This window comes from Mesorhizobium sp. M0052, assembly GCF_040323255.1.
Classification (GTDB): domain Bacteria; phylum Pseudomonadota; class Alphaproteobacteria; order Rhizobiales; family Rhizobiaceae; genus Mesorhizobium.
The window spans coordinates 196,349-220,704 of the sequence record NZ_JAMYUS010000001.1; the positions used below are offsets into that span (position 1 = coordinate 196,349).

At 63.6% G+C, this 24,356-nt stretch carries 25 protein-coding genes; 11 read left to right on the forward strand and 14 right to left on the reverse strand.

The genetic code is table 11. The features are described from left to right. Positions 1-140 precede the first annotated feature (140 nt). A complete protein-coding gene (locus tag NKJ77_RS00925) occupies positions 141-680 on the forward strand; it encodes an invasion associated locus B family protein (RefSeq protein ID WP_023832996.1) in 540 nt (179 codons plus the stop codon). A 55-nt stretch (positions 681-735) separates the two neighbouring features. Here the strand turns inward: NKJ77_RS00925 and NKJ77_RS00930 are convergent, their stop codons facing one another. The 9 genes from NKJ77_RS00930 to NKJ77_RS00970 all read right to left on the reverse strand — a co-directional run bounded on the left by NKJ77_RS00930 (position 736) and on the right by NKJ77_RS00970 (position 8,676). Next, positions 736-2,244, reverse strand: a complete 1,509-nt coding sequence (locus NKJ77_RS00930) for an aldehyde dehydrogenase family protein (protein WP_023733647.1) — start codon at positions 2,242-2,244, stop codon at positions 736-738. 20 nt (positions 2,245-2,264) lie between these two features. Next, complete coding sequence (locus NKJ77_RS00935) at positions 2,265-2,609, reverse strand: cupin domain-containing protein (RefSeq protein WP_023672951.1); 345 nt, start codon at positions 2,607-2,609, stop codon at positions 2,265-2,267. A gap of 23 nt (positions 2,610-2,632) precedes the next feature. Continuing rightward, a complete protein-coding gene (locus NKJ77_RS00940; protein WP_023672950.1) occupies positions 2,633-2,974 on the reverse strand; it encodes a cupin domain-containing protein in 342 nt (113 codons plus the stop codon). 21 nt (positions 2,975-2,995) lie between these two features. Continuing rightward, entirely contained in the window at positions 2,996-3,346 is a 351-nt protein-coding gene (locus NKJ77_RS00945) for a cupin domain-containing protein (RefSeq protein WP_023672949.1), read from the reverse strand. Beyond that, positions 3,343-4,617, reverse strand: a complete 1,275-nt coding sequence (locus NKJ77_RS00950) for a glycosyltransferase (protein WP_023672948.1) — start codon at positions 4,615-4,617, stop codon at positions 3,343-3,345. Before NKJ77_RS00950 ends, NKJ77_RS00945 begins: the two co-directional genes overlap by 4 nt. A gap of 9 nt (positions 4,618-4,626) precedes the next feature. After that, a complete protein-coding gene (locus tag NKJ77_RS00955; RefSeq protein ID WP_023692047.1) occupies positions 4,627-5,700 on the reverse strand; it encodes an ABC transporter ATP-binding protein in 1,074 nt (357 codons plus the stop codon). Then, on the reverse strand, positions 5,697-6,488 hold the full coding sequence (locus tag NKJ77_RS00960) for an ABC transporter permease (RefSeq protein WP_023672946.1): 792 nt from the start codon (positions 6,486-6,488) through the stop codon (positions 5,697-5,699). The genes NKJ77_RS00955 and NKJ77_RS00960 overlap by 4 nt, the downstream gene beginning before the upstream one ends. A 186-nt stretch (positions 6,489-6,674) precedes the next feature. Then, complete coding sequence (locus NKJ77_RS00965) at positions 6,675-7,517, reverse strand: ABC transporter permease (protein WP_023672945.1); 843 nt, start codon at positions 7,515-7,517, stop codon at positions 6,675-6,677. Between the two features lie 94 nt (positions 7,518-7,611). Continuing rightward, positions 7,612-8,676 carry a polyamine ABC transporter substrate-binding protein gene (locus tag NKJ77_RS00970; RefSeq protein ID WP_023685711.1) on the reverse strand — a complete coding sequence of 355 codons (1,065 nt, stop codon included), beginning with the start codon at positions 8,674-8,676 and terminating at the stop codon, positions 7,612-7,614. Between the two features lie 234 nt (positions 8,677-8,910). Between NKJ77_RS00970 and NKJ77_RS00975 the strand changes: the two genes are divergently transcribed. The 5 genes from NKJ77_RS00975 to ggt are packed head-to-tail and all read left to right on the forward strand — an operon-like array spanning position 8,911 to position 15,460. Then, on the forward strand, positions 8,911-9,849 hold the full coding sequence (locus tag NKJ77_RS00975) for a GntR family transcriptional regulator (protein WP_023832995.1): 939 nt from the start codon (positions 8,911-8,913) through the stop codon (positions 9,847-9,849). A gap of 10 nt (positions 9,850-9,859) precedes the next feature. Then, a complete protein-coding gene (locus NKJ77_RS00980; RefSeq protein WP_023826301.1) occupies positions 9,860-11,137 on the forward strand; it encodes a glycosyltransferase in 1,278 nt (425 codons plus the stop codon). A 14-nt stretch (positions 11,138-11,151) separates the two neighbouring features. Further along, positions 11,152-12,534 (forward strand): glutamine synthetase family protein, encoded by a 1,383-nt coding sequence (locus NKJ77_RS00985; protein ID WP_023832994.1) that lies wholly within the window; start codon positions 11,152-11,154, stop codon positions 12,532-12,534. Between the two features lie 2 nt (positions 12,535-12,536). Next, entirely contained in the window at positions 12,537-13,838 is a 1,302-nt protein-coding gene (locus NKJ77_RS00990; protein ID WP_031196044.1) for an NAD(P)/FAD-dependent oxidoreductase, read from the forward strand. Positions 13,839-13,873: 35 nt separating this feature from the next. After that, the gene (gene ggt / locus NKJ77_RS00995) at positions 13,874-15,460 is read left to right on the forward strand and encodes a gamma-glutamyltransferase (protein ID WP_023819654.1); all 1,587 of its coding nucleotides are present in this window, start codon (positions 13,874-13,876) and stop codon (positions 15,458-15,460) included. 22 nt (positions 15,461-15,482) lie between these two features. Here ggt and NKJ77_RS01000 read toward each other — a convergent pair whose 3' ends face one another. The 5 genes from NKJ77_RS01000 to NKJ77_RS01020 form a co-directional block, all read right to left on the reverse strand. Further along, positions 15,483-15,647, reverse strand: a complete 165-nt coding sequence (locus tag NKJ77_RS01000) for a hypothetical protein (RefSeq protein ID WP_023701459.1) — start codon at positions 15,645-15,647, stop codon at positions 15,483-15,485. Further along, complete coding sequence (locus NKJ77_RS01005) at positions 15,644-16,699, reverse strand: ABC transporter ATP-binding protein (RefSeq protein ID WP_023685718.1); 1,056 nt, start codon at positions 16,697-16,699, stop codon at positions 15,644-15,646. The genes NKJ77_RS01000 and NKJ77_RS01005 overlap by 4 nt, the downstream gene beginning before the upstream one ends. Positions 16,700-16,710: 11 nt before the next feature. Next, on the reverse strand, positions 16,711-17,544 hold the full coding sequence (locus tag NKJ77_RS01010; protein WP_023686650.1) for a carbohydrate ABC transporter permease: 834 nt from the start codon (positions 17,542-17,544) through the stop codon (positions 16,711-16,713). Between the two features lie 10 nt (positions 17,545-17,554). Then, positions 17,555-18,484 carry a carbohydrate ABC transporter permease gene (locus NKJ77_RS01015; protein ID WP_155923309.1) on the reverse strand — a complete coding sequence of 310 codons (930 nt, stop codon included), beginning with the start codon at positions 18,482-18,484 and terminating at the stop codon, positions 17,555-17,557. Between the two features lie 67 nt (positions 18,485-18,551). After that, entirely contained in the window at positions 18,552-19,865 is a 1,314-nt protein-coding gene (locus NKJ77_RS01020; RefSeq protein ID WP_023672935.1) for an ABC transporter substrate-binding protein, read from the reverse strand. 237 nt (positions 19,866-20,102) lie between these two features. Here NKJ77_RS01020 and NKJ77_RS01025 point away from each other — a divergent pair, with 237 nt between their 5' ends. Genes NKJ77_RS01025 through NKJ77_RS01045 form a run of 5 tightly spaced genes read left to right on the forward strand, consistent with a single transcriptional unit; the run spans position 20,103 to position 24,354 of the window. Further along, positions 20,103-20,780, forward strand: coding sequence for a beta/alpha barrel domain-containing protein (locus NKJ77_RS01025; RefSeq protein ID WP_023832991.1), 678 nt, complete (start codon positions 20,103-20,105; stop codon positions 20,778-20,780). Further along, entirely contained in the window at positions 20,780-22,237 is a 1,458-nt protein-coding gene (locus NKJ77_RS01030) for a xylulokinase (RefSeq protein ID WP_023832990.1), read from the forward strand. Before NKJ77_RS01025 ends, NKJ77_RS01030 begins: the two co-directional genes overlap by 1 nt. A gap of 14 nt (positions 22,238-22,251) precedes the next feature. Then, positions 22,252-23,544: an iron-containing alcohol dehydrogenase gene (locus NKJ77_RS01035; protein ID WP_081732506.1), complete on the forward strand. Its 1,293-nt coding sequence runs from the start codon at positions 22,252-22,254 to the stop codon at positions 23,542-23,544. A 4-nt stretch (positions 23,545-23,548) separates the two neighbouring features. Beyond that, complete coding sequence (locus NKJ77_RS01040; RefSeq protein ID WP_352533958.1) at positions 23,549-24,139, forward strand: HAD family hydrolase; 591 nt, start codon at positions 23,549-23,551, stop codon at positions 24,137-24,139. Positions 24,140-24,198: 59 nt separating this feature from the next. Beyond that, a complete protein-coding gene (locus NKJ77_RS01045; protein ID WP_352533960.1) occupies positions 24,199-24,354 on the forward strand; it encodes a hypothetical protein in 156 nt (51 codons plus the stop codon). Positions 24,355-24,356 lie beyond the last annotated feature (2 nt).

Here is a 24,356-nt window from a genome sequence, read left to right on the forward strand (position 1 = left end):
TTTCAAAGTTGTTTATTGTGGTAATCCAGCAACAGTAATTTAGCCGGCGCTCATGTACCGTATTGGCTTCCCCGCCAGGCTCGGCTGTTGTATCAACGCGCTGGGCGAAACCCTGACACGACGAGGATCGGGTGGCTTCATTGCTGAGAACCGTTTGTGGGCGGGCCGCCTGGGTCGGCGCGCTATGGCTGGTCGTGTCGGCAGGGTCGGCGCTTGCCGAAGAGCCGAAGTCAACCAAATCTGCCGAGACAAAGCCTGCAGAAGGCAATCCATGGTCGCTAAACTGCGCTAGCGGATCGGCCGGCACCGAGCTTCAATGCCAGGTCTCCCAAAACCTTACCGAGGCCAAGACGGGGCAGCGCGTTCTTACCGTTACGGTTCGCCGCGACAACGGCAATGGCAACCTCGCGATGCTGCTGGCCTTGCCGCACGGGCTGTTCCTGCCTTCCGGCTCCTCGTACCAGATCGACCAGGGGCAGAAGACGACCATCGCCATCCAGACCAGTGACCAGAACGGCGCCTATGCGGCGACCCCTTTGTCGGCGGACCTCCTCAAGGCGATGAAATCGGGAACCAACCTGAACATCGGCATCGAGTCGGTGACGCGCAAGCCGGTGACCATTCCGGTCTCGCTTGCCGGATTCACTGCCGCGATCGACAAGCTTCAAGCGTTGAAATAGCCGGCCTATCTCGGCAGATGCGTAAGCATCAGCTTACGTTATGGACTAGCCGGGCTCACACGTGCTTGCGGCCGCCTGTCTCGCGGAACCAGCTGTCGGGGTAGGGGTACCACCAGTCCTTGATCGCCGGTCTGTGGTCGATGATGACCATCTTGGAGCGTCGGAAGGCGTCGAGTCCCTGGCGTCCCAGCTCGCGGCCAAGGCCTGATGCCTTCCAGCCGCCGAAGGGCAGGGCGTCATTGTCGATCAGCGGGTTGTTGACCCAGACCATGCCGGCCTCGAGCCGCTCGGCCGCTTCATGCGCCTCGGCGAGGTCGGTGGTGAAGACCGAGGCGCCGAGCCCGAACGGGCTGTCATTGGCAAGCCGGATCGCTTCGTCGAAATCCTTTACGCGGCAGATCGCTGCGACCGGCCCGAAACACTCTTCGCGCACGATCGCCATATCGGGTGTAACCCCGGTCAGGATCGTTGGCTCGTAGAACCAGCCATTGTTGTGCGCCGGCGGAATGCGCCCGCCGGCAACGGCTATAGCGCCGTTGCTGATAGCATCATCGACCAGCCGCATCACTTTCGCCCGGGCGGCTTCGCTGACCAGCGGGCCGATCTCGGTCTTGTCCATGCCATTGCCGATGCGCAGCGCCCGCGTCTTCTCGGCGAACAGCTCGACGAAGCGATCGTGAACCGAGTCGACGACAAAGAAGCGTTCGGCCGAGGTGCAGACCTGGCCGGTCAGGTGGAAGGCGGCGGTGACGCTGCCGGCTGCCGCCACGTCGAGCGGCGCGTGCTCGCTGATGATCAGCGGATCGCTGCCGCCGGCTTCGATGACGCAAGGCTTCATGCGCTCGGCGCAGGCGACTGCCACGGCTTTGCCGGCGGCGACCGAGCCGGTGAAGGCGACAGCGTGGGTGCGCTCGGAGGCGATCAGCGCCTGCGCGGTGGCGGCCGTGCCAGGCAGGCAGGCGACCAGCCCTTCCGGCAGTGAACGGAACACCGTCATGTAGTCCAGCGTCGACAGCGTCGTCGCTTCGGCCGGCTTGATGACGCAGCCATTGCCGGCGGCAAGCGAGGCCGCAACGGTCCAGCACATCAGCAGGATCGGGAAGTTGTAAGGCATGATGTGCACGGAGACGCCATACGGCTCGTAGCGCGCATACTGGAACGACCCGGCCTGCGTCGTACCGGCGATCTTGCCGGCGTCGTCGCGCGCCATCTCGGCATAGTAGCGGAAGATCGGCGCGCAATTGGCGATCTCGCCGATTGCTTCGGGATAAGGCTTGCCCATCTCGCGCACCATCAGCTCTGCGCAGCGGGTGAAGTCCGCCGCCTCGATGGCGTTGGCGACCGCATGCAGATGCTTTGCCCGGCTCTTGGCATCGAGCTTCTTCCAGGCGGCTTGTGCCGTGGTTGCGGCACACAGCACCGCATCGACCTCACCGTCCGTTGCGGCGGAGATCGAGCCGACGGTCTCCAGCGTCGCCGGATCGATCACCGGTTTTGCCGTGCCGGTCATCGGCCGGTAGTCCGGATTGACGAAGAAAGCCGGCCGTTCAGCGGAGAATTGCATGGTCGTCCTTTCAGGTCCGCTCAGCGGATCATGTAGACCTTCTTGATGGTCTCATGGACGGTGCAGACGCCTTTCCAATTCTGAGGAAAGAACGCCGCCGTGTCCGGCTCGATCTGGATGACCTCGCCCGATTCGTGCACATAGGTGCAGCGGCCCTCGAGGAAGTGGCAGAACTCGTCGCGGGTGACATGGCAGTGCCATTTGCCGGGGGTGCAGACCCACAGGCCGCATTCCGAACGGCCCTCCGGCCCCTTGTAGAGCAGCTTGCCCGAGGTGTGGGACACGCCCTCGATCATGGTCGGGATGACGCCCCAGTCGACGAGGTCGGTGATGGCAAGCGGGGATTGCATGATGGGCGTGGTCATGGCGATTTCCTTTAAAAAAGTGCTCAGCGGCACATGAAGGCCTTGGTCAGTGTTTGCGTGATGGTGGAGGTGCCGGCCCAGCCGGCGGGGAAGAACACCAGCATGCCGGCCTCGACCGGGATCTCTTCGCCATTCTCGCGGACATAGGTCCCGCGGCCCGACAGGAAATGGCAGAACTCGTCGGCGGCAAAGGTAACCTTGCGGCTGCCTGGCGTGCACGACCACAGGCCGCATTCGCTTGAGCCGTCCGGGTTCTGCGAGAGGATCCTGCCCGAGGCGCGCGGCGAGCCGGCAAGCGTGTTGCTGCCCCCGCCCCAGTCCTCCAGTTTCACGGTCGAGGCCTTTGGCCAGTGCGGTGTCGGCATATTGGGAAGCTCCGTTGCTGTTCAAGCCAGCATGTAGACGTTGCGCATGGTCTCATGCACGGTGCATTCGCCTGTCCAGCCGGCAGGGAACATGACCACGGTCCCGGCTGCGACTTCTACCACCTCCCCGGCATCCGACCGGTACGTCGCGCGGCCGGCGACGAAATGGCACAATTCGTCGCGCGGAATCGAGAGCCGCCAGCGGCCGGGCGTGCAGACCCAGATGCCGGATTCCGGCTGGTTGTTGGGTCCTTTGTGGACAAGCCTGCCGGTCGAGTGCGACGCGCCGTCGAGCGCGTCGGACTGGGCGCCCCAGTCGACGAGGTCGGTGCGGGTGGAGGCTTGGTAAAGGTGCGGGGCGGAGGAGGTCACAGCAACTTCTCCAGCAACCCTGCGGCCTTTTCCGGTCCGTTCTGTGCCCGCATCTGCGACGAGGTCTTCGCCAGCTTGGCCTTCATCTTGGGGTCGGTCAGGCAAGCCTCGATCCTGCTGACCAACTGGGCGTCGCTCCAGTCGTAGCGCGGCATGCCGAAGCCGTGGCCGGTTTCCTGGACGCGGGTGGCGTTGTCGTGGCCGTCCCAGACATAGGGCATGATGATGGCCGGCTTGCCGAAATAGAGGCACTCCGTGAACGAGTTGTTGCCGCCATGGTGGATGACGGCATCGACCTGCGGGATGACTGAAGGCTGCGGAAACCAGCTCTCGACGATGACGTTGTCCGGCACATCCGTGTACAGGTCCTTGTAGCCGCCGACATTGACCAGCGCGCGGTAACGGGTCTTGCCCAGTGTTGTGATGATGCGCTTCAACAAATCGACATCGCCAGCGCCGAGGCTGCCGAAGGAGACATAGAGCAGCGGCCCGTCATTGTTCTCGGCGAAGGTCGGCACGGCGTATGGCTTTTCCTGCCGCACGCAGCCTTCGAGATACTGGAATTTCGTCGTATCAAGCGGATGGCGGCGTTTGAACTTTGCCGCTTCGGGATAGAGCAGCAGATTGAGATAGGGCGAGGCCTCGAAGAACTGACCGACCGGGTATGGCGCTTCATTGTTTGCGGTGAGGAAGGCGTTGAAGTCGTCGTGGATGGGCTTGATCACCGCATTGAAATGATCGCGATAGCGCTGGTGGCCGACATGGTCGTTCTCGCCGCAACCGGAGAGATGCGGCGGGATGTCCTCATCCTCGATCTCGTTTTCCGAGCAGGAGATGACGCGCACCCAAGGCTTGCCGAACTGTTTGATGGCCGGAAACAGGATGACATTGTCGACGCAAATGACATCAGGCTTGATGGCGGCCAGGACTCGCGGCAAATCCTTCTGCGCCCATTTGGCGCTGTCGACAATCGCGGTCCAGCAATCCTTCACGTAATTGTCGACCTGATCGTAGGGCGATTTGCGGAAGTTCGGGATGTGGCCGTTGATGAAGTCTTCCCAGAATTTCGCCATCTGCTCGGGCGGCATCGGCTCCGACAGGTTCACCGGATGCGCTTCGAAGCCGTAACCCTTGTAGACATCGACAAAGCCGGGGTCGGACAGGAACACTGCCTTATGGCCGCGCGCCTCGACGGCTTGCGCGATGCCGACCGAATTGAGCGCCGGGCCGTAGGCCGCTTCGGGAAAAAACGCGATCGTCTTCTGCGCCATCAAGCTCTCCTATTCCTGAAAAATTCTGACATCGGCGGCGTCCCAGCCGAGTTCGACCTGATCGCCCGACGAGACCGGCCGGCGGTCGGCGGCATCGGCGGTGACGCGCACCAGAAATGGTTTTGGCGACAGAGGCGTGCGGACATGCAGCTGCAGGTCGAGCCCGTGATAGGCCAGCGCCTCAACCGTGCCGGCGATGCGGTTGGCGGTCTCGGCTGACGGGAACAGCCGGATGCGCTCGGGTCGCACCGAAGCGACAGCGGAAGCGCCGGGTGTGAGCTTGGCGGGAACCTTGCCGGTGATGCGCGCGCCGTTCGCGGCGATCACGCCATCCGCAGACATCTTGCCCGGTACGAAATTCATCACGCCGATGAAGTCGGCGACGAAACGGTCGGTGGGATGCTCGTAGATCACGTGCGGCGTGTCGCATTGCAGCAGCTGGCCGTCCTTGAGCACCGCCATGCGGTCGGCCATGACGAGTGACTCTTCCTGGTCGTGGGTGACGATGACGAAGGTGATGCCGACTTCGTGCTGCAGGCGCTTCAGCTCCATCTGCATGGCGCCGCGCAGTTTCTTGTCCAGCGCGCCCAGCGGTTCGTCGAGCAGCAGCAACCGAGGCCGTTTGACCAGCGCGCGGGCGAGCGCGACGCGCTGCTTCTGGCCACCCGACAATTGCTCAGGCTTACGGTCGGCGAAGGGGACAAGCTCGGTGGTGGCCAGAATGGCCTCGACGCGGGAACGGATTTCAGCTTTCGGCAAGCGCTCCATCTCCAGCCCGTAGGAGACATTGGCGCGCACGCTCATATGCGGGAACAGCGCGTAGGACTGGAACATCAGATTGACCGGCCGCTTGTTGGGCGGGGTCCGGGCGATGTCTTTGCCATCGAGCAGTATGCGGCCGTCGGTTGGCGTCTCGAAGCCGGCCAGCATGCGCAGCAGCGTGGTCTTGCCGCAGCCGGAGGGTCCAAGCAGCGCGAAGAACTCGTTTTCGCGGATGTCGAGCGAGATGCCGTCGACGGCGGTGACCCGGCCGAACTTCTTCGAAACGTTATCAATGGCCAGCAGCGTGCGCGGTTCGCTCATTGGCCGATGATCCCACGGTTGAGCCGCTGCGACAGGGTCAGCGCGGTGATGGATACCGCCATGACGATGGTCGCCAGCGCGTTGATCTCCGGCGTGATGCCGAAGCGGATCATGGCGTAGATCTGCATAGGCAGCGTCGTCGAGGCGCGGCCGGCACCGGCGGTGAAGAAGGCGATGATGAACTCGTCGACCGAGAGCGTGAAGGCAAGCAGAGCGCCGGCAATCACTGCCGGCGCGATGACCGGCAATGTCACACGCCGGAAGGTGGTCAGAGCCGAGGCGCCGAGGTCGGCGGAGGCCTCGACGATCGACCAGTCGAAACTCTTTAGCCTTGCGCGCACCACCGAGCAGACGAAGGCGAGGTTGAAGACGACATGGGCGAGGATGATGGTGTGCAGGCCCATGGTCAGGTTTAGCATGGAGAAGAACGACAGCAGAGCGATCGCCAGGACGATGTCGGGGATGATCATCGGTGCGAAGATCAGCGCCTCGAGACCCCTGCCGTATTGCCGGCGCATCTCGATGCCGATGGCCAGCAGCGTGCCGAGCAGCGTGGCGATGGCCGTGGAGACCAACGCCACGATCAGCGTGTTGAGCGCAGCGGAAAGGATGGCGGAATTGCCGGCCAGCGAGGCATACCATTTCAGCGAAAAGCCCGACCATGCCGTCGGCAATCCGCCTTCGTTGAAGGACAGCGCCACCAGCACGGCGATGGGGATGTAGAGGAAGGCGAAGACGAGGGTGAGGATCGTCCGCATGCCGAGCGTACGGGTGAAGGAATGGGTCATCGCCGGCCTCCGACAATTGGAAGGCAAGCGAACGACCAGAGTCCTTCTCCCTGTTCACGGGTAGAAGATACCGGCAGGCAGATGAGGGGCAGCGCTGAGCGTCGCAAAGGTTGACGCCGCCCCTCATCCGCCCCTTCGGGGCACCTTCTCCCGGTGAACGGGGAGAAGGCAAGAATTGCGCAGCGCTCAGCCATCGGCGTCACCCTTTGCCTCAGCCGCACGCCCCGCGGCGCGGTCGGCGGCGAGCGCCTGCGCCATCAGCACCAGAAGCATGATGGCGATCAGCGCCATGGCGAGCGCTGCGCCGAACGGCCAGTCATTGGCAGTCAGGAACTGGTCGTAAACGAGGTTGCCGATCATCTGGAAGCGGCCGCCACCGAGCAGCGCCGGGGTGACGAAATTGCCGATCGACAGCACGAAGACGAAGACAGCACCCGCAGCGATGCCGGGCACGGTCAGCGGCAGGATGACACGTCGGAAAGTGGTGGCAGCGGAGGCGCCGAGATCGCGCGATGCCTCGGCCAGTTCCGGGTTGAGGCGCGACAGCGGCGCGTAGCAGGCGAGGATGACGAAGGGCAGATAGTTGTAGACGAGGCCCGCGATGACCGAGCCTTCGGTATAGAGCATCGAGGGCGGTTCGCCGGTGTAGCCGAACCAGCGCAGCAACTGGGTGATCAGCCCTTCGCGGTTCAGCAGCACGATCCAGGCATAGGTGCGGATCAGATAGTTGGACCAGAACGGCAGCACGGCGAAGAACAGGAAAATTGGCTGCCACCGGCGCGGTGCGGCCGCGATCGCATAGGCTGCGGCATAGCCAATCACCACCGCAATCAAGGTCGCGGTGCCGGCGATACGTGCTGAGTTGAGGAAGATGCCGGCATAGAGCGGGTCGAAGACCAACCCGAAATTTTCCAGCGTCAAAGTGTAGTCGATGCCGCCATAGACGCCGCGCCGGAAGAAGGCGAGCGCCAGCACCAGGGCGCATGGCACCACCATCAGCGCGGTCAGCCAGACCAGCGCCGGGGCCATCAGCAGAGAGGAACGAAGTCGGGTCTGGGACAATTTCTCGGGTACCGCTCAGGGCCGGCGGCAGAAGTGCTGCCGGCCGTGAAGTCTGCGCCGCTTACTGCGCGGCCTTGATCTCGCTGACGATCTTGGAATAGTCGCGCTGGGCTTCGCCGACGTCACGCAACTGCTCGAACTTGACGAGATCGGCCACCGGCATCGCCATGTTGGGGAATTTGGCCAGGAAGTCGGCCGGCAGGCTTTCCATCGCCGGCTTGTTCGGCACCTTGTAGTCGATGTTCTGCGCCGCCCAGGCGTGGTTCTTGGCGTCGAGCATGAAGTTGATGAACTTGAAGGCGTCGTCCTTGTGCTCGGACGCCTTCATCACCACCATCGTGTCGACCCACAGGTCCGAACCTTCTTTAGGGATGACGTATTTGATCTCCGGCTTGTCGGCGATGCCGTAATTGCACCAGCCGTCCCAGGCCTGCACCATCAGCGCCTCGCCGGAAACCAGCTTGGAATAGAAGGTGGTGTCGTCATAGGCGAGCAGGGTCTTCTTGGCGGAGATCAAGAGGTCCTTGACCTCGGCCATCTTGGCCGGGTCGGTCTCGTTGACCGAATAGCCCTTGTCGAGCTGCCCGGCGGCCAGCAGCCAGCGATCGGTCGCCAGCATGGTGGTCTTGCCCTTCATCTCGTCGGAAGGGGCGAGCAGGTCGCTCCAGCTCGTGGGCGCCGTCTTGACAAGGTCAGAGCGGTAGCAGAGGCCCGTCGTGCCCCAGGTGTAAGGCACGGAGAAAGCGTTGCCGACATCGTGCGGCAGCTTGGTCGCTTCGGGATAGAGGTTGGCGAGGTTGGGGATCTTGGCATGGTCGATCGGCTCGGTCAGGCCAAGCTTGTTTAATACTTCGGCGAAGGGCGAGGAGACGAAGACCACGTCATAGCCCTTGCCGCCGGCGGCAATCAGCTTGCCCATGATCTCTTCATTGGTGGCGTGCACCACCACTTCGCCGGCAACGCCGGTGGCGGTCTTGAAAGCGGCCATGGCGTCGGGTGCCATGTACCCATCCCAGTTCGAAATAACGAGGTCGGCTGCGGCGGCCGGCACCGAGAGCGTCAGGGCGAGACCGAGAGCGATTGAGGATGTATTGAGCGCACGGCGCCGCAGGCTGGTAGCGGTCATGGCAGTCTCCCATTCGGTTTGATCGTCGAAATCATTTGCCGGACCAAGGCCGGCGACGCGCGCGCCTGCCTTGATCCTGTTCCCTCGGTCTTTTCTCGCCGATTGTGCCGACAGTACTATTGCAGAAAAAAGTACGTCAATCCATAATCTGTCAACGACGGAGGAATTTGGCCGATTGTCCCTGTTCCGGCGATCAGCCAGACCAATGCGCCACATTCGCATTCGAGAAAAGTCATGCAAGCCGTAGCCAGACGACCTCGCACCAACCATCTCGATCTGGCGCAGCGCATCCTGGATGTGGCGCGGCAGCGTGGCTTCGAGCCTGGCGCCCGCCTGCCCGAACAGCAGATCGCCTCGCTGTGCAATGTCTCGCGCACGCCCGTACGCGCCGCACTCGGCCTGCTCGCGGAACGGGGCGTGGTGCGCTGGGAGGCCGACAGCGGTTATCATCTGACGGTCGACCTCGCCGCCCAGCCCGCCATTGCCGCCGAACTACCCAGTGCGGAGGAAGACGAGCTCGCCGAAGCCATCCTGCGCGACCGCTCGGCGCGACGGTTGGACCAGACGGTGACCATCGCGGGGCTGATGCGACGCTACGACGCTGATCGCAAGACGGTACTAAAAGCACTTAACAAACTGACCGACGAGAATCTTCTGGATCGTGCGCCTGGGCAATCCTGGTTGTTTCGCCGCGCGCCGGACGATCCGGAGGCGCAAGGCGAAAGCTACGAGTTCCGCCTGCTGCTGGAGCCGGCGGCCATCCTGACGCCAGGCTTTCGGCTGGACGGGGCGCGGGCAGCAATGTTGCGGCAAGGCATGGAAGCGCTTGCAGCGCTGCCGGACGAGACATTCGACACGCGCGAGTTCCAGCGGCTGGACATGGATTTTCATGGCATGATCGCCGAGGGCTGCGCCAACCGTTTTGTGTCGGATGCATTGGCCGATCATCTCCGCCTGCGCCGGCTGCCGGGCATCTATTCCGGCGTCAACGTGTTTCGGCTGCGGCAATCGTTGCGCGAACACTCGGGCATACTCGACTATCTTGAAAGCCGGCAGTATGAGGTGGCTGCCGATCTGCTTCGCATCCACCTGCGGCTCTCCCGCAGCCAGCGACCGCAAGCAGCCAGCCGCGGAGCTCCCGCACTGTTCGGCATGATCAGCCGGCCGGATTGAAGAGGAATAATTGACGCGTAAAGCCAGCCCGACCATCGCGCTGTTTCCCGAAGCCAGTTTCGGCGCCGCGTTGAATTGCGTCGGTATCGCACAGGCATTGCGCGCACGGGGCGCTCGCCCCGTCTTCATCTGCCATGCCGGCTTCTCCGGCGTCTTTACCGACTATGGCTTCCAGGAATACCATCTGCCGACGGATGAGCCGCTGAGCGACAGCGACCGCCAGAGCTATTGGCAGGCCTTCGTGCGCCGGCACCTGCCGCATTTCCGGCTGAGCCCGATCGACCAGCTCGAGACCTATGTCGCGCCGACCTGGCAAGCGATCGTCGACACCGCCGTCAACGCCGAGGCGCCGCTGCGCCAATTGCTGGCGCGGCTGAAGCCGGACGCGGTGGTGCTCGACAACGTCATCATGTTCCCGGCGATCGCCGCCGCCGGCTGCCCGTGGGTGCGCGTCGTCTCCTGTGCCGAGACGGAACTGCCGGATGCCGAGGTGCCGCCCTATCTCTCGGGGATGGGTGCCGACGACCCGCAACGTGCGGCGTTCGAAGCGCGCTATCTCGCGGCCTCCGCACCCGCGCATGAGTGCTTCAACCGTTTTCGCGCGGATGCCGGCCTGGCGCCGTTGCCCAAGGGCCTGTTCCTCGAGACATCACCCGACCTCAATCTGCTGCTGACGCCAGCGATCGTACGGCGTGAGCGGGCCGAGCCGCTCGACCCCAAACGCTTTGTCTATCTCGAAGGCTGCGTGCGTTCGGAAGGGCCATTCGAGGTGCCGGTGTTTCCGCGCAATTGCGGGCCGCTGGTCTATGTCAGCTTCGGCAGCCTCGGCGCGATGGATGTCGGGCTGATCGAGCGCATGCTCGCCGTCTTCGACAGGCTGCCGGCGCGCTTCATCGTCAATGCCGGCGGCCTGCGCGACGCCTATCGCGCGGTGCCGGACAATGTCTATCTCGACGCTTGGTTTCCGCAGCCTTCGGTGGTGGCGAAGTCGGACCTGTTTATTCATCACGGAGGAAACAACAGTTTTTGCGAGGCGCTGCGCTTCGGCGTGCCGTCGCTGATCATGCCCTATTGCTGGGACGGACATGACAATGCGCAACGCGCGGGAGAGACGGGCGTGGGCGACCATATCGGCCGCGACGCCTGGACCGAAGGGGGATTGGAGAGAGCCATTCTCGGCCTGCTGGCCGACGATGCGATGCGCGCCCGCCTCAGGGACAATGCTGCCAAGATGGCGCTGACCCCTGGAACGGATGTGGCCGCGCAAGCCATACTCTCTCTCTCATAGGTACGTGAACCAAAATGCAGGACAAAAATACCAACACCGCTCTCTTCACCGGCAACGATCCCAAGGCCTGGCTCGCCCAGCACGGCATCACGGAGGTCGAGTGCCTGGTGCCCGACATGAATGGCGTGCTGCGCGGCAAGGCGCTGCCGACGGTGAAATTCCTCAAGGCGCTGGAAGACCGCGCACTCTACCTGCCGAGCAGCGCTTTCCTGGTCAGCATCGATGGCCGCTACTCCGGTTCCATCGACGAAGGCTTTGCCTATCAAGACCCGGATATGCGCATGGTGCCTGATATGTCGACGCTGTGCCTGGCGCCGGGCGGTGGCGTCGGCAAAGCCTATGTCTTCGCCGACGCCTTCCACATGCAAGGCAAGCCCTGGATGGCCTCGCCACGACATGTGCTGCGCGCCGTGCTCGATCTCTACCGGAAGCGCGGTTGGCGCGCGGTGGTGGCGCCGGAAATCGAATTCTATCTGACCGCGCCCAATCCGAATCCCGACCAGCCGCTGACGGCACCGGTTGGCGCCAATGGCCGCGCCGAGGGCTCGCAGCATCCCTACGACATGGTGGCGCTGGAAGAATTCGAGCCGGTGATAAGGCGCGTCTATGATTATGCCGCAGCCGCCGGCCTGCCGCTCGACACGCTGATCCATGAATCGGGCACCGCGCAGCTGGAGATCAATCTGCTGCACGGCGACGCGGTGCCACTCGCCGATCAGGTGCTGCTGTTCAAGCGGCTGACTCGCCAAGCGGCGCAGCAGAGCGGCATGCACGCCACCTTCATGGCCAAGCCGATCGCCGCGCAGGCCGGCAGTTCGATGCATCTGCACATGTCTGTCGTCGATGAAACGACAGGCGCCGCGCTGTTTGCCGACAGAGATGATGCAGACACCGAAATGTTCGGCCATTTCATCGGCGGCCTGCAGAGATATGTGCCCGAGATCATGCCGCTGTTCGCACCCAACGTGAACTCGTTCCGCCGCATCCGGCCGAACCACAGCGCACCGGCCAACATCGAATGGTCGCATGACAACCGCTCTTGCGGCCTGCGCGTGCCGGCAGGTGGCCGCGCCGCCCGGCGGGTAGAGAACCGCTTGCCGGGAGCGGATTGCAATCCCTATCTGGCGATCGCCGGTTCGCTGCTTGCCGGCTATCTCGGCGTCGAGCAGAAGCTGGCGCGCTCGGCTGAGGCCTCGGGCAATGCCTACAAGATCAAAAGCACGCTGCCGAAAACGATGGAGGAGGCGCTTGATCGTTTCATTGCTTGCGAGCCGGTGCGGGCATTGCTCGGCGACGATTTTTTCCAGACCTATCTGCGCGTCAAGAGCGTCGAACTCGACCTGTTCCAGAGCGTGGTGACGAGCTGGGAACGCGACCATTTGCTGCTGAAGGTGTGATCATGGCCTCCGGCTCAACGGGTTTCAATTCGAGCCTCGATATCGGCAATTCCTATTATGTCGCCACCGCCAATCCGGCGCCGAACCATCCGGCGCTGGTGGGAGATGTCGGCGCCGATCTGGTGGTGGTCGGTGGCGGCTGCACCGGCCTGTCGGCCGCCCTTCATGCCGCCGAGCGCGGCCTGAAGGTGGTGCTGCTCGAAGGCGGCAAGATCGGCTGGGGCGCGTCGGGCCGCAATGGCGGCCAGATGATCCCCGGCCTGCGCAAAGGCGCCAAGGGGCTGGTCAAGCTCTACGGCCCCGAGCGGGCGAAGGCGCTGTTCGACCTCGCCTTCGAGGCGCGGGGCCTGGTGCTCGACATCATCGAGCGCCACGCCATCGACTGCGATCTGCGGCTGACCGGCCATCTCGTCGGTGCCGTTAATGGCTCCGACCTCAGGGATCTCGAAGACGAGGCCAAATGCCTCGAGAGCGTGATGAAGTTCCGCGACGTCGAGATCCTGTCGGCGGCGCAGGCACGCGGCAAGGTGGACACGCCCTATCATGGCGCGATGTATGAGTCGCTCGGCGGCCATATGCATCCGCTGAACTACACGCTCGGCCTTGCCCGTGCCGCCGTGGCGGCCGGTGTCGTCATCCATGAAAATTCCGTCGCGGTAAAGCTGGAGCGCGAGCCTTCGATCCGGGTCTCGACGGCGCAGGGGTCGGTAAGGGCCAAACATGTCGTGCTGGCCGGCGACGCGCTGCTGCATGGGCTGGAGCCGCGCGTCAACAGCCGCATCATGCCGGTAGGCAACTATATCGTCGCCACCGAGCCGCTGGAGGGCAAGCGCAATGTGATCCCGGCCAATGTGGCGGTGTCCGATACACGCTTCGTCGTCAACTACTACCGCATGTCGGCGGACGGTCGGCTGCTATTCGGCGGCGGCGAGCGCTACACGCCATCGCCGCCGGCCGACATCGCCGGTTTCGTGCGGCCGCACATGGAGGCCACCTTCCCGCAACTGAAGGGCTGCCGCATCGATCATGCCTGGGGCGGTCTGGTGTCGGTGACCACGTCGCGGCTGCCGCATGTCGGGCACTATGGCGAGGTCTATTTCGCGCATGGCTATTCCGGCAAGGGCGTCATCCTGTCAACGCTGTCGGGCAAGCTCTTGGCCGAAGCGATTATGGGCGACGCCTCGCGGCTGGACCTGTTCTCGACGCTGACGCCGATGCCGTTCCCGGGCGGTACGGCGCTGCGGGGCTTGCTCTATGTGCTGGGGATGTTGTGGTACGCCATGCGCGACCGCATCAAGCATTGAGGTTACTACCGGCGGGTGGATCATCAGAGGATTGCATGCGTGATTTTCAACTCACCGGACGCTCGCCGGTTCGCGCGACAGAAGCGATGGCGGCGACATCGCATCCGTTGGCGACGCTGGCGGCTATCGACACGCTGCGCTCTGGCGGCAACGCCATGGATGCCGCCGTCTGTGCGGCGGCAGTGCAAGGGGTGGTCGAGCCGCAATCGACCGGCATCGGCGGCGACTGTTTTGTGCTCTACAGTCCCAAAGGCGAGGGCGAGGTGCTGGCCTTCAACGGCTCGGGGCGGTCGCCTGCTGCTGCAAATGCCGATTGGTATCTGGAGCGGGGCCATAGCGAACTGCCTGCGGCCGGACCGCATGCCGTCACCATACCAGGCGCCATCGATGCATGGTGCCGGCTACTCAAGGACCACGGAAAAAAGGGCATCGACGCCGCGCTGGCGCCAGCCATTCGCTATGCCGAACAAGGCTATGTCGTTCATGATCGCGTCGCCTTCGACTGGGCCGACGAGGTCGCCCTGCTCTCAGCCGATGAACATGCCGCGCGCATATTCCTGCCCGAGGGAAGGGCGCCGCAAGCCGGCGATGTGCATCGGCAGCCGCACTTGGCGGACACCTTGCGCATCATCGCCAACCGAGGCCGTGCAGGGTTTTATGAAGGTGAAGTCGCGGACGATCTGGTGGAACGTCTTCGCGCGCTGGGCGGGCTGCATGCATTGGAGGATTTCGCCGAGACCCAAGGCGACTACGTCACGTCGGTGAATACGTCCTATCGCGGCTACGATATCCATCAGATGCCACCGAACAATCAGGGCATGACGGCGCTGATCATGCTGAATGTGCTTTCGGGCTTCAGCCTTGGTTCGTTGGAGCCGAACAGTGCCCAGCGGCTGCATCTCGAGATCGAAGCCGGCCGGCTTGCCTACCAGGACCGCGATACTTTCATCGGCGACCAGGATTTCGTCCAGGTCCCCGTCGAACAACTGCTGTCGGCAGCTTATGCGGAGCGGCTGCGCGCCGCCATCGATCCGGCTCTCGCCATGACGCATCTGCCGCGGCTTGAGCTGCCGCGCAGCGACACCGTCTATATCTCCGTGGTCGACCGCGACCGCAATGCAGTCAGCTTCATCAACTCGACCTTCGGTTCCTTCGGCAGCGGCGTCGTCGGTCCCAAGACAGGCGTCGTGCTGCAGAATCGCGGCAGCAGTTTTCGCCTCACGGAAGGCCATCCAAATCGTATCGCGCCGCGAAAGCGACCGATGCACACCATCATGCCTGGCATGGCGACGCGAGGGGGTAAGGTGGTGATGCCGTTCGGGGTGATGGGCGGCGGCTACCAGCCGTTCGGCCATGTCCATCTGTTGACCAACATGATCGATTTCGGGATGGACCCGCAGCAGGCACTGGATGCGCCACGGGTGTTCTACAAGGACAATGCCGTGCTGGCCGAGCGCGGGATTCCGGCTGAGGCGATCGCCGGCCTCCGTCAGCGCGGCCATCAGGTTTCGATCGCCGAGGAGCCGCATGGCGGCGGCCAGCTGGTGCTGATCGATTGGGAAAAGGGCACGCTCACCGGTGCCTCCGATCCTCGCAAGGACGGTTGTGCGCTGGGCTACTGATCTGCGTTGCTGGAATGCGCATTCAGAACCAGATCAGCCAGACAAGCTGCAGGGTTACCAGTGCAATGGCGTCCCAGAAGATGAGTTCGCCTGTCGAGAACCAGCGCCGCGACCGGTTGAAGCTGTAGAACAGCCACCAGACCAAGGCTGCGGCGGCCAGCGGCACCAAAGCGAGCAGCGTGCTCACGGCAGCCGCGCTCCCGACACAGCATCGAATGTGTGCAGCGCTGCCGGCGGAAAGCGTAGATAAAGCGGCTGGCCGGGATCGAAAGCGCGATCGTCATTCACAGTCCTGACGATCAGCGCGTTGGCCTCGCTATTGGCGAAGATCAGCACGTCCGGCTCGACCGGTTCGACGACGTCGACGGCAAACAGGATGGCGTCGCCGGCAGTCGCGTCGACAAGCTGGATCTGCTCCGGGCGAATGCCGAGCACGATGGGACCATCAGGCTTTCCCGGAAGCGGGCAAGTGAAACCGCTGGCGTGGAAGACGCCGGCGCGGACATCGCCATCGAACGTGTTCATCGCTGGACGGCCGATGAATTCGGCGATGAAGCGATTGGCAGGCCGCCGATAGATCTCGCGCGGGTCGTCGTACTGGATCAGTGCGCCTTCGCGCAACACCGCGACCCTGGTCGCCAGCGTCATCGCCTCTTCCTGGTCGTGGGTGACGAAGACGAAGGTCTTTTTCAGCTCGCGATGCAGACGCTTCAGCTCGGTGCGCATGTGGAGCCGCAACAAGGCGTCGAGATTGGACAGCGGCTCGTCCATCAGACAGAGGCTCGGCTGCCAGACGAGTGCGCGGGCCACAGCCACGCGCTGCGCCTGGCCGCCCGACAATTGCGAAGGGCGGCGGTCGAGGTAACGGGTGATTTCGAGCAGCTCGGCCATGGCGCGGACGCAGCGGTCAAGCTCGGCGGCCGGCATCTTTCGGATGCGCAAGGGATAGGCGATGTTCTCGTAGACGCTCTTATGGCTGTAGAGCGCATAGTTCTGGAACACCATGCCCATGCCGCGCAGGCGCGGCGGCAGGTCGGTGACATCGAGGCCCTCGACCATGATGCGCCCGGCGGTCGGCCGCTCCAGCCCGGCGAGCAGCCGGCAGGCTGTCGTCTTGCCGGAACCGGACGGGCCGAGCAGAACCAGGAATTCGCCGGGCTCGAAAGCAAGATCGAGCGCCTGCAGCGCCACCGTCCCGTCCGGGAAGGCCTTGGTGACGCCGTCGAAAACAATTGCCATACAAGATCCCTTCAACCCTTGACCGCGCCGAAGGTGAGGCCGCGGACGAGCTGTTTCTGGACAAGGAACGTGAAAAGCACGATCGGCAGCGTTGCCACGATCGCGACTGCCGCGACCTGTCCCCAGAGCGTGCCATGCGGCGTCACCAGCCCCGGTATGCCGACGGTCAGCGGCCGCCCGTCGAAAGCGACGAGGATGAAGGCATAGAGGAACTCGTTCCACGACAGGATGAAGCAGAGCACCGCTGTGGCGCCGATGCCGGGTGCGGCCAGCGGCGCGACGACGAAGAAGAATGCGCCGAGCCGCGAGCGGCCGTCCATCATCGCGGCCTCGTCGATCTCCCTGGGGATTTCGGCGAAGAAGCCGCGCATCATCCAGACGACGAGCGACAGGTTGAAGGAGGTGTGGGCGATCACAACGGCGTAGATGGTGTCGATCAGGCCCAGCGAGGTGAAGAACAGGAACAGCGGCACGGCGATTGAGATCGGCGGCGCCATGCGCGTGGTCAGGAAGAAGAAGAACAGGTCTTCCTTGCCGGGAAAATCCGAGCGGGCAAAGCCATAGGCCGCTGGCGCGCCGATGACGATGCAGAGTATGGTCGACGACACCGAGATCAGCACCGAATTGATCGCCAGCGGCCAGTATCCCTTGTCGATGAAGACGGCGGGATAGTTGGCAAGCGTCGGCGAAAAAATCCATTTCGGCACAGAAGACAGAAGATCGACGCGGTTCTTGAACGACGCCAGCACCATCCAGACATAAGGCGTCAGCGCCACCACGACGGCGACGAGCAACACCGCCCAGGCAAAGCTTTTCCAGGCGCGGTTGGTGGACTGATCGATCATCGCAGCGCCCTCAAAACGCCCCCACCTGCTTGCGGCTCGACCAGTAGACGGCCTTGTAGAAGACCGAGCACAGGATCAGCACGACGAGATAGATCATGAAGGCGACCGCGGCGCCGTAGCCGAGGTCCCAGTTACGGAAATTGACGCGGTAGGCGTAGATCGAGACCAGCTCGGTCAGCGTTCCCGGTCCGCCGCCGGTCATCAGGAAAACCTTGTCGAACTCCTTGAAGGCGTCGATGCCGCGCAGCAGCAGCACGAGCGCGATGACCGGCCGCAGCAGCGGCAGCATGACGTTTCGGAAAATCTGGAACGGTTTGGCGCCATCCATCATCGCCGCCTCGAACGGCGCGCGCGGCAGGCTCATCATCCCGGCGAGCATGATCAGGGTGACGAAAGGCGTCCACTGCCAGACATCGATGGCGACGATGGTCGGAAACACCAGGTCGGGTGCCGAAAGCACCGCCGAATTCTGCGCCAGCAGGCCGACCTTGCGCATGTAGAAGGTGAGCATGCCGAAATCGCCCTGCAACAGCAGCCGCCAGATCAGCCCGACGGCGACCGGCGCGATCATCATCGGGATGAGCAGCAGTGTGGTGAGTAGCCGCTGGCTGGCGACGAAGCGGAAGATCAGGAAGGCCAGCGCAAAGCCGAGCAGGAATTCCAGGCCGACGGCGATGATGACGAATTTCAGCGTCAGCAGGAACGATGCCCAGAAGAATGGGTCGTTGCGCATCAGCTTGCGGAAATTGTCGAAACCGACGAAGGCGCCGGCATGGCTGGCGTCGGCGAAGCTGAGGTCGGTCAGCGCGGTGTAGACCATGTAGTAGAACGGGCCGACCAGGAAGACGACGACGAGCAGCGTCGCCGGCAGCATCAAGAGCGGCCCCACCCCACGGTCGAGAAGCGGCATTCCGCGCGGCGATGGAGTGCGGTTCGTCACGGGCGTTTCCTGCGGACAAGAACGGCTACCCGCTTGTGCGGGTAGCCTCTGCGCGACATCTCAAGGCCTATCGTGCCGGATAGGTCATGGGTGCGCAAGAACCGAGCAGTGTCGAGATGTCGGTGGCGGCGGTGTCGAGGGCGGCCTGCGCCTCCTTTTCGCCGGCGAGGTAGGATGACAGTTCGCGCACTAGTATGTCGGTCATCTCGGCCGATTGCGGCAGCGTCGCCTTCGGCACCGCATGCTCGTTGGCCTCCATCGAAGCCTTGGCATAGGGCAGCTTCTGCACCTCGGCGGAGGCATAGACATCCGGCCGACCTGAAGCGCCGCCATTGAGATGCTGTTCGAGCTGGCGGTCATAGCCCATCATCCACTGGACGAAGAGGAAGGCGGCCTGCTGGTTCTTCGAATAGACCGGGATGAGATAGGTCCAGCCCTCGACCTGGCCGATCTTCCCGCCGTCGCCTTGCGGCACGAGATCGAAGCCAACCTTGCCGACCACGGTGGAGGCCGTGGTGTCGACCGACACGGCATAGGTTGCGTCGTTCCACATGATCAGCTCGGCGACCTTGGCTTGCTGCATCAGCGCCATGACATCATCCCAGAAATAGTTGAGGCTGTCCGGCGGCGAGAATTGCAGCAGGCTCTTGTAATATTCGAGCGAGGCGACGGCCTTGGGGCTGTTGACGATGACCGGGCCGCAGGCCGAGCCGCTCTTCACGTCGAGCACGTCGCCGCCGAAGGAATAAAGGAAATTGAGCCACTCATACCACAGTGCCTCATGGCGCTTGCCCTGCAGGGCGGTGCCGTAAAAACCCTGGTCGGGGCGATAGAACCATTCGGCGATATCGCGGTATTGCTTCCAGTCCTTGGCGGGAGCGAGGCCGTAGCCATACTTGGCCTTGAAGCCTGCCTGCTCCTTGGGATCGGCGAGCAGGTCCGAGCGATACCACATGAACATGTTGAGCACTGTGAAGGGGAAGCCGTACTCCTTGCCGTCATACCAGGAGATTTCGTGCCAGGCGGTCTGGTAGAGCTGCTTCTCCGGCTCGAAGCTCGGATCGCGCAAAGCCGGGTCGGCCATCATCTTGGCGATTTCGACCAGATGGTTGTTGGTGGCGAACTTGCCGAGTTCGCGATGCGGCTGGATGATGACGTCGTAGCGGCCGCGGTGCGAGTTGAGATCGAGCTGCACCTTGTTGACGGCTTCCGAGTGCTCGTACATCTCGACTTCGACATGGATGCCGGTCTGTTTTTCAAACTCCGGCGCCATCTTCTTCAGCGCTTCGAGCGGCGGCAGCGCCTCGCCGACCATGCGGATGGTCTGGCCGCTATAGGGTTTCGACGCCTCTTTCAGATCCCACGCGTCCGCTTGTGTCACTTGCCACGTCAGGGGCCACACAAATACGACTGCGACGAGCAGTCTGGACGCGGTACGTCTCAGCGGCTTGAGCATTCTTCCCTCTCCCTAGAAGTCGTGCCTGGCGGGCCGGCGCCCGTTTTGTCATAAAATGTGTGGTACTGCAAATCAAAATGTGGCACCTTGCAACAAATGGTTGGGAGGTGTTAACAGACCGGCAGCAAACCGGCTTTCCCGACCAGGCGAGGGACCTTTCGGATGGACTTCATCTTCATGCTGACGCGCAACGATCGCACGGTCGAGGACTCTCTCGACCTGGTCGATTTGATTGAGCCGGTCGGCCTGAAGCATGTCGGCTTCAAGGATATTGGCGTCGCGCCGGATGTGCTGCGCAAGCTCGCTGTCGCCATTGGCCGGACAGGCGCCACCACTTACATGGAAGTTGTCTCGACGACGGCTGAGGCCTGCCTTAATTCCGCGCGCATCGCCAGGGATCTCGGCATCCAGCGCCTGCTCGGTGGTACCCAGGTCGACGAGATCATGGCGTTGCTGGAGGGGAGCGGCACCGAATACTACCCTTTTCCCGGGCGGCCGGTCGGCCATCCGACCAAGCTCGGCGGTTCGGCCGAGGATGTCGAGGCCGACTGCCGGGCCTTCGCCGAGAAGGGTTGTGCGGGATGCGACATCCTCGCCTATCGCGCCACCGAGGCCGACCCGGCCGAACTGGTGCGCGCAGCCCGGCGCGGGCTTGGTCCGTCGCGGCATCTGATCGTCGCCGGCGCTGTGGCATCAGCCGATCGGATCAAGGCAATCAAGCTGGCCGGCGCCAACGCTTTTACCATTGGCACAGCGGTTTTCGATGGCTCCTATTCGCCGACGAAAGGTTCTATCCTCTCGCAACTGCGGGATGTCCTCGCGGATTGCGAGCGTGTCTAATGCCAGTCATCGGCATCGATCTCGGCACACAAAGCCTAAAGGCGATCGTTGTCGATGACGAATTGCGGCTGCGTGGCGAGGCCGCTGTGTTGTACCAGCCGGCCTTCCCGGCGCCCGGCTGGGCCGAACAGAACCCGGCGCTGTGGCTGGCGGCGCTCAAGCCGGCCATTGCCGGCGCGCTCGACAAGGCTGGGCTTGCGCCGTCCGACATCAAGGGTATTGCCATTGCCGGCCAGCTCGACGGCTGCGTCGCGGTCGATCGCAATGGTGAGGCGCTGGCTCCGTGCATCATCTGGATGGACCGGCGGGCGGCAGGAGAGATCGCCGGCATCGACCCGGACTTCATCCGTGAGCGCACCGGTCTCGTTCTGGACGCCACCCATATGGCGGCGAAAATCCGCTGGGCCGCGCGCAACCTGCCCGAAGCGCGCCGAGTGGCGCTCTGGCATCAACCGGTATCATTCGTGGTCGCAGCGTTGTGCGGTCGTGCCGTCATCGATCACGCGCTGGCCTCGACGACCATGCTCTATGGGCTGAAGGAGCACAATTATGCCGGCGATCTGCTGGCGGCCTTCGACATCGATGCACATAAATTGCCCGGCATCGACGATGCATCTGAGATCGCCGGCGCCTTGACCCACGCCGGCGCCGAGCTCACCGGTCTTCCTGTGGGCACGCCGCTGGCGGTCGGCACCGGCGATGATTTTTCGGCCGCCATAGGCGCCGGGGTTGTCGTGCCCGGTGTCGTCGCCTGCAATCTCGGCACGGCCGAAGTGGTCGGCGCGGTGTCCGGCACGCTTCGCCTCGACCCCGGCGGCCTGGTCGAGACCCATGGCTTTCTCGGCGACGGCTATTTCATCTCCAATCCCGGATGGCTCTCGGGCGGCGCGGTGACGTGGTTTCTAACAACCTTCGGCGTCGATTCGCCGGCGGCGATGTCGGAACTGGCGGCGACGGTGGTTGCCGGCAGCGACGATTTGCTGTTCTTGCCCGCGTTGTCCGGTGCCATGGCGCCGCGCTGGATCGCCGAAGCGCGTGCCGCTTTCTACGGCCTGACATCCTTCCACGGCAAAGCCGCTTGTGCCCGTGCCGTGCTGGAGGGCTGTGCCTTTGCCATGCGCGACGTGGTCGACCGGCTGGACGATCTCGATATCGCGACGGATCGCATCCGGCTCTCAGGCGGTGGCGCGCGCAGCCGGGTATGGGCGCAAATCCGTGCCGATGTCAGCGGCAGGCCGGTCGAGATCGCGGGTGCGGCCGATGCCTCGCCGATCGGTGCGGCAATCCTTGCCGCCGCAGCCATCGGCCTTACCTCCTCAGTGCAGCAGGCGGCTGAAAGGCTGGCCGGCCACATCGAGACGATCGACCCTGATCCTTCCGCCAAGGCCACCTACGACAGAAGTTACCGCCGGTATCGCACCTTGTTCGATGCCCTGACCCCGCTTCATGCTGACTGACCGGACTGCATCCTATGTCCAGACAAATGCTCGATCGCCTTATTGCCGGCACGCTGCCTGACCCGGATAGCCAGGGAATGCTGTCGGTGCCGCTGAAGACCATCGTCATAGGGCGCGGTCTCGGCGACGAAGCCGATGCGCTGGTCAAGCCACTGCCGCTCGGCCGCAGGCTCGCCGTTGTCATGGATGCCGACACAAGGCTGGCTCTCGGCGAGAGAGTGTCGATTGCGCTGCGCGGCTCCAGCGATGTCGACAAGATCATCCTGCCGCGCCATCCGCATCCCGACATGGACGCCGTGCGATCGGTGATCGCCCGCACGAAAGACGCCAGCGGTCTGGTCGCGGTCGGATCCGGCTCGATCAATGACATCACCAAATATGCCGCCCATCTGACCCAAAAGCCCTATGCGGTGTTCGGCACCGCGCCGTCGATGAACGGCTACACCTCGGTGTCTGCGGCAATCACAGAGGACGGCCTGAAGAAATCGCTGACGGCGAGCCTGCCGGTCGGTGTCTTCCTCGATCTCGATGTCATGGCGCGAGCGCCGCACCGGCTGATCGCTGCCGGCTTCGGCGATTCGATGGCGCGGCCGACCGCGCAGACCGATTGGCTGATGGCGCATCTTTTGCTCGGCACGCCCTACCGGGAGGCGCCATTCATGCTTCTGGCCGAGGACGAGGAGGCGCTTATCGCCAAAGCCGGCGAACTCGGGACCGGCGACATTGAGGCGATGGAAGTGCTGGTGCGCACGCTGGTCATGTCGGGCCTTGGCATGACTTTGTGCGGCGGCTCCTATCCGGCCAGTCAGGGCGAACATCTCATCGCCCACTATATCGACATGCGGGGCCAGGGATTGCCCGAAGCGCATCACGGCGAGCACATAGCGGTGACGACGTTGACGATGGCGCGGCTGCAGGAACGCGTGCTGGCGCTGCGGGAGCTGCAGCTCGCGCCCTCCGCCGATACGCCAGATCGCTTCATCGAAATCTTCGGCGAAACGCTCGGACGTTCCTGCTGGGCGGCATTCAAGCCCAAGCTGCTGGACCGCGAACGGGCGGACGCTGTCAACACCATGCTGGCCAGGCAGTGGCGCTCGCATCGCGAAAGGCTGCTGCGGGTGGCACGCCCGGCGCGCGAGATCGCGGCAGCACTGCGTGCCGCCGGCGCCCCAACCACGCCGCAAGAGGTCGCCATACCGGCTGGCTTCTACGACGAGGCGGTCGCCAATGCGCGGCTGATCCGCGACAGGTTCACCATGCTCGACGTCGCTGCTGCCTCGCTCGAAACGGTTGCGGCGGGAGCCTGAGCGGGTGCTGCGTCCGCTCACCGACTTCACCGCGCCGGACCGGCGCAACATCGCTGTCGTGCTGACCGACATAGACGACACCTTGACCGACAAGGGGCGGTTGCCGGCAAAAGCCTATGTGGCGCTCGAGCGGCTGAAGCAGGCCGGCTTCATTGTCGCGCCGGTTACCGGCCGCCCTGCCGGCTGGTGCGACCTGATAGCCCGGCAATGGCCGGTGGACGGCGTGATCGGCGAGAACGGCGCCTTCTATTTCCGCTACGACGACGCCAAAAAGCGGATTGTTCGCCACTACGCCAAGAGCGCTGCCGAACGGCAGGCCGATGCCGCGCGCCTCAAGGAGATCGAGCAAACCGTTCTGCGCGAAGTTCCGGGTGCGGCGGTCGCGGCCGACCAGGCCTATCGAGAGGCCGATCTGGCGATCGATTTTTGCGAGGACGTGGCGCCGCTGCCCAAAACCGAGGTTCTGAAGATCGTCGGCATCTTCCAGCGCTATGGCGCGACGGCGAAAATCTCGTCCATCCACGTCAATGGCTGGTCGGCAAATACGACAAACTGTCGACAAGCCGGCTATTCTTGCGGGACTGTTTTGGTATAGATATCGACCACGACAAGGACAGCATTGTCTTCGTCGGCGATAGTCCAAACGATGCACCAATGTTCGGCTTCTTCCCCAACAGCGTCGGCGTCGCTAATGTGCTGGACTTCGCCGGCGAGCTTCCGGCGTCTCCCGCCTTCGTCACACGCGGGCGCGGCGCGAAGGGATTTGCCGAGTTTGGCCACGCGCTGATTGCTGCAAAGGGAATGGAATAGTC

Excerpts from the sequence above, each read along its gene's own strand:
- NKJ77_RS00930 (WP_023733647.1), bottom strand. The coding sequence starts at position 2,244 with ATGCAATTCTCCGCTGAACGGCCGGCTTTCTTCGTCAATCCGGACTAC.
- NKJ77_RS00935 (WP_023672951.1), bottom strand. The coding sequence starts at position 2,609 with ATGACCACGCCCATCATGCAATCCCCGCTTGCCATCACCGACCTCGTC.
- NKJ77_RS00940 (WP_023672950.1), bottom strand. The coding sequence starts at position 2,974 with ATGCCGACACCGCACTGGCCAAAGGCCTCGACCGTGAAACTGGAGGAC.
- NKJ77_RS00950 (WP_023672948.1), bottom strand. The coding sequence starts at position 4,617 with ATGGCGCAGAAGACGATCGCGTTTTTTCCCGAAGCGGCCTACGGCCCG.
- NKJ77_RS00955 (WP_023692047.1), bottom strand. The coding sequence starts at position 5,700 with ATGAGCGAACCGCGCACGCTGCTGGCCATTGATAACGTTTCGAAGAAG.
- NKJ77_RS00960 (WP_023672946.1), bottom strand. The coding sequence starts at position 6,488 with ATGACCCATTCCTTCACCCGTACGCTCGGCATGCGGACGATCCTCACC.
- NKJ77_RS00965 (WP_023672945.1), bottom strand. The coding sequence starts at position 7,517 with ATGGCCCCGGCGCTGGTCTGGCTGACCGCGCTGATGGTGGTGCCATGC.
- NKJ77_RS00970 (WP_023685711.1), bottom strand. The coding sequence starts at position 8,676 with ATGACCGCTACCAGCCTGCGGCGCCGTGCGCTCAATACATCCTCAATC.
- NKJ77_RS00975 (WP_023832995.1), top strand. The coding sequence starts at position 8,911 with ATGCAAGCCGTAGCCAGACGACCTCGCACCAACCATCTCGATCTGGCG.
- NKJ77_RS00985 (WP_023832994.1), top strand. The coding sequence starts at position 11,152 with ATGCAGGACAAAAATACCAACACCGCTCTCTTCACCGGCAACGATCCC.
- NKJ77_RS00990 (WP_031196044.1), top strand. The coding sequence starts at position 12,537 with ATGGCCTCCGGCTCAACGGGTTTCAATTCGAGCCTCGATATCGGCAAT.
- ggt (WP_023819654.1), top strand. The coding sequence starts at position 13,874 with ATGCGTGATTTTCAACTCACCGGACGCTCGCCGGTTCGCGCGACAGAA.
- NKJ77_RS01005 (WP_023685718.1), bottom strand. The coding sequence starts at position 16,699 with ATGGCAATTGTTTTCGACGGCGTCACCAAGGCCTTCCCGGACGGGACG.
- NKJ77_RS01010 (WP_023686650.1), bottom strand. The coding sequence starts at position 17,544 with ATGATCGATCAGTCCACCAACCGCGCCTGGAAAAGCTTTGCCTGGGCG.
- NKJ77_RS01025 (WP_023832991.1), top strand. The coding sequence starts at position 20,103 with ATGGACTTCATCTTCATGCTGACGCGCAACGATCGCACGGTCGAGGAC.
- NKJ77_RS01030 (WP_023832990.1), top strand. The coding sequence starts at position 20,780 with ATGCCAGTCATCGGCATCGATCTCGGCACACAAAGCCTAAAGGCGATC.
- NKJ77_RS01035 (WP_081732506.1), top strand. The coding sequence starts at position 22,252 with ATGTCCAGACAAATGCTCGATCGCCTTATTGCCGGCACGCTGCCTGAC.
- NKJ77_RS01045 (WP_352533960.1), top strand. The coding sequence starts at position 24,199 with ATGTTCGGCTTCTTCCCCAACAGCGTCGGCGTCGCTAATGTGCTGGAC.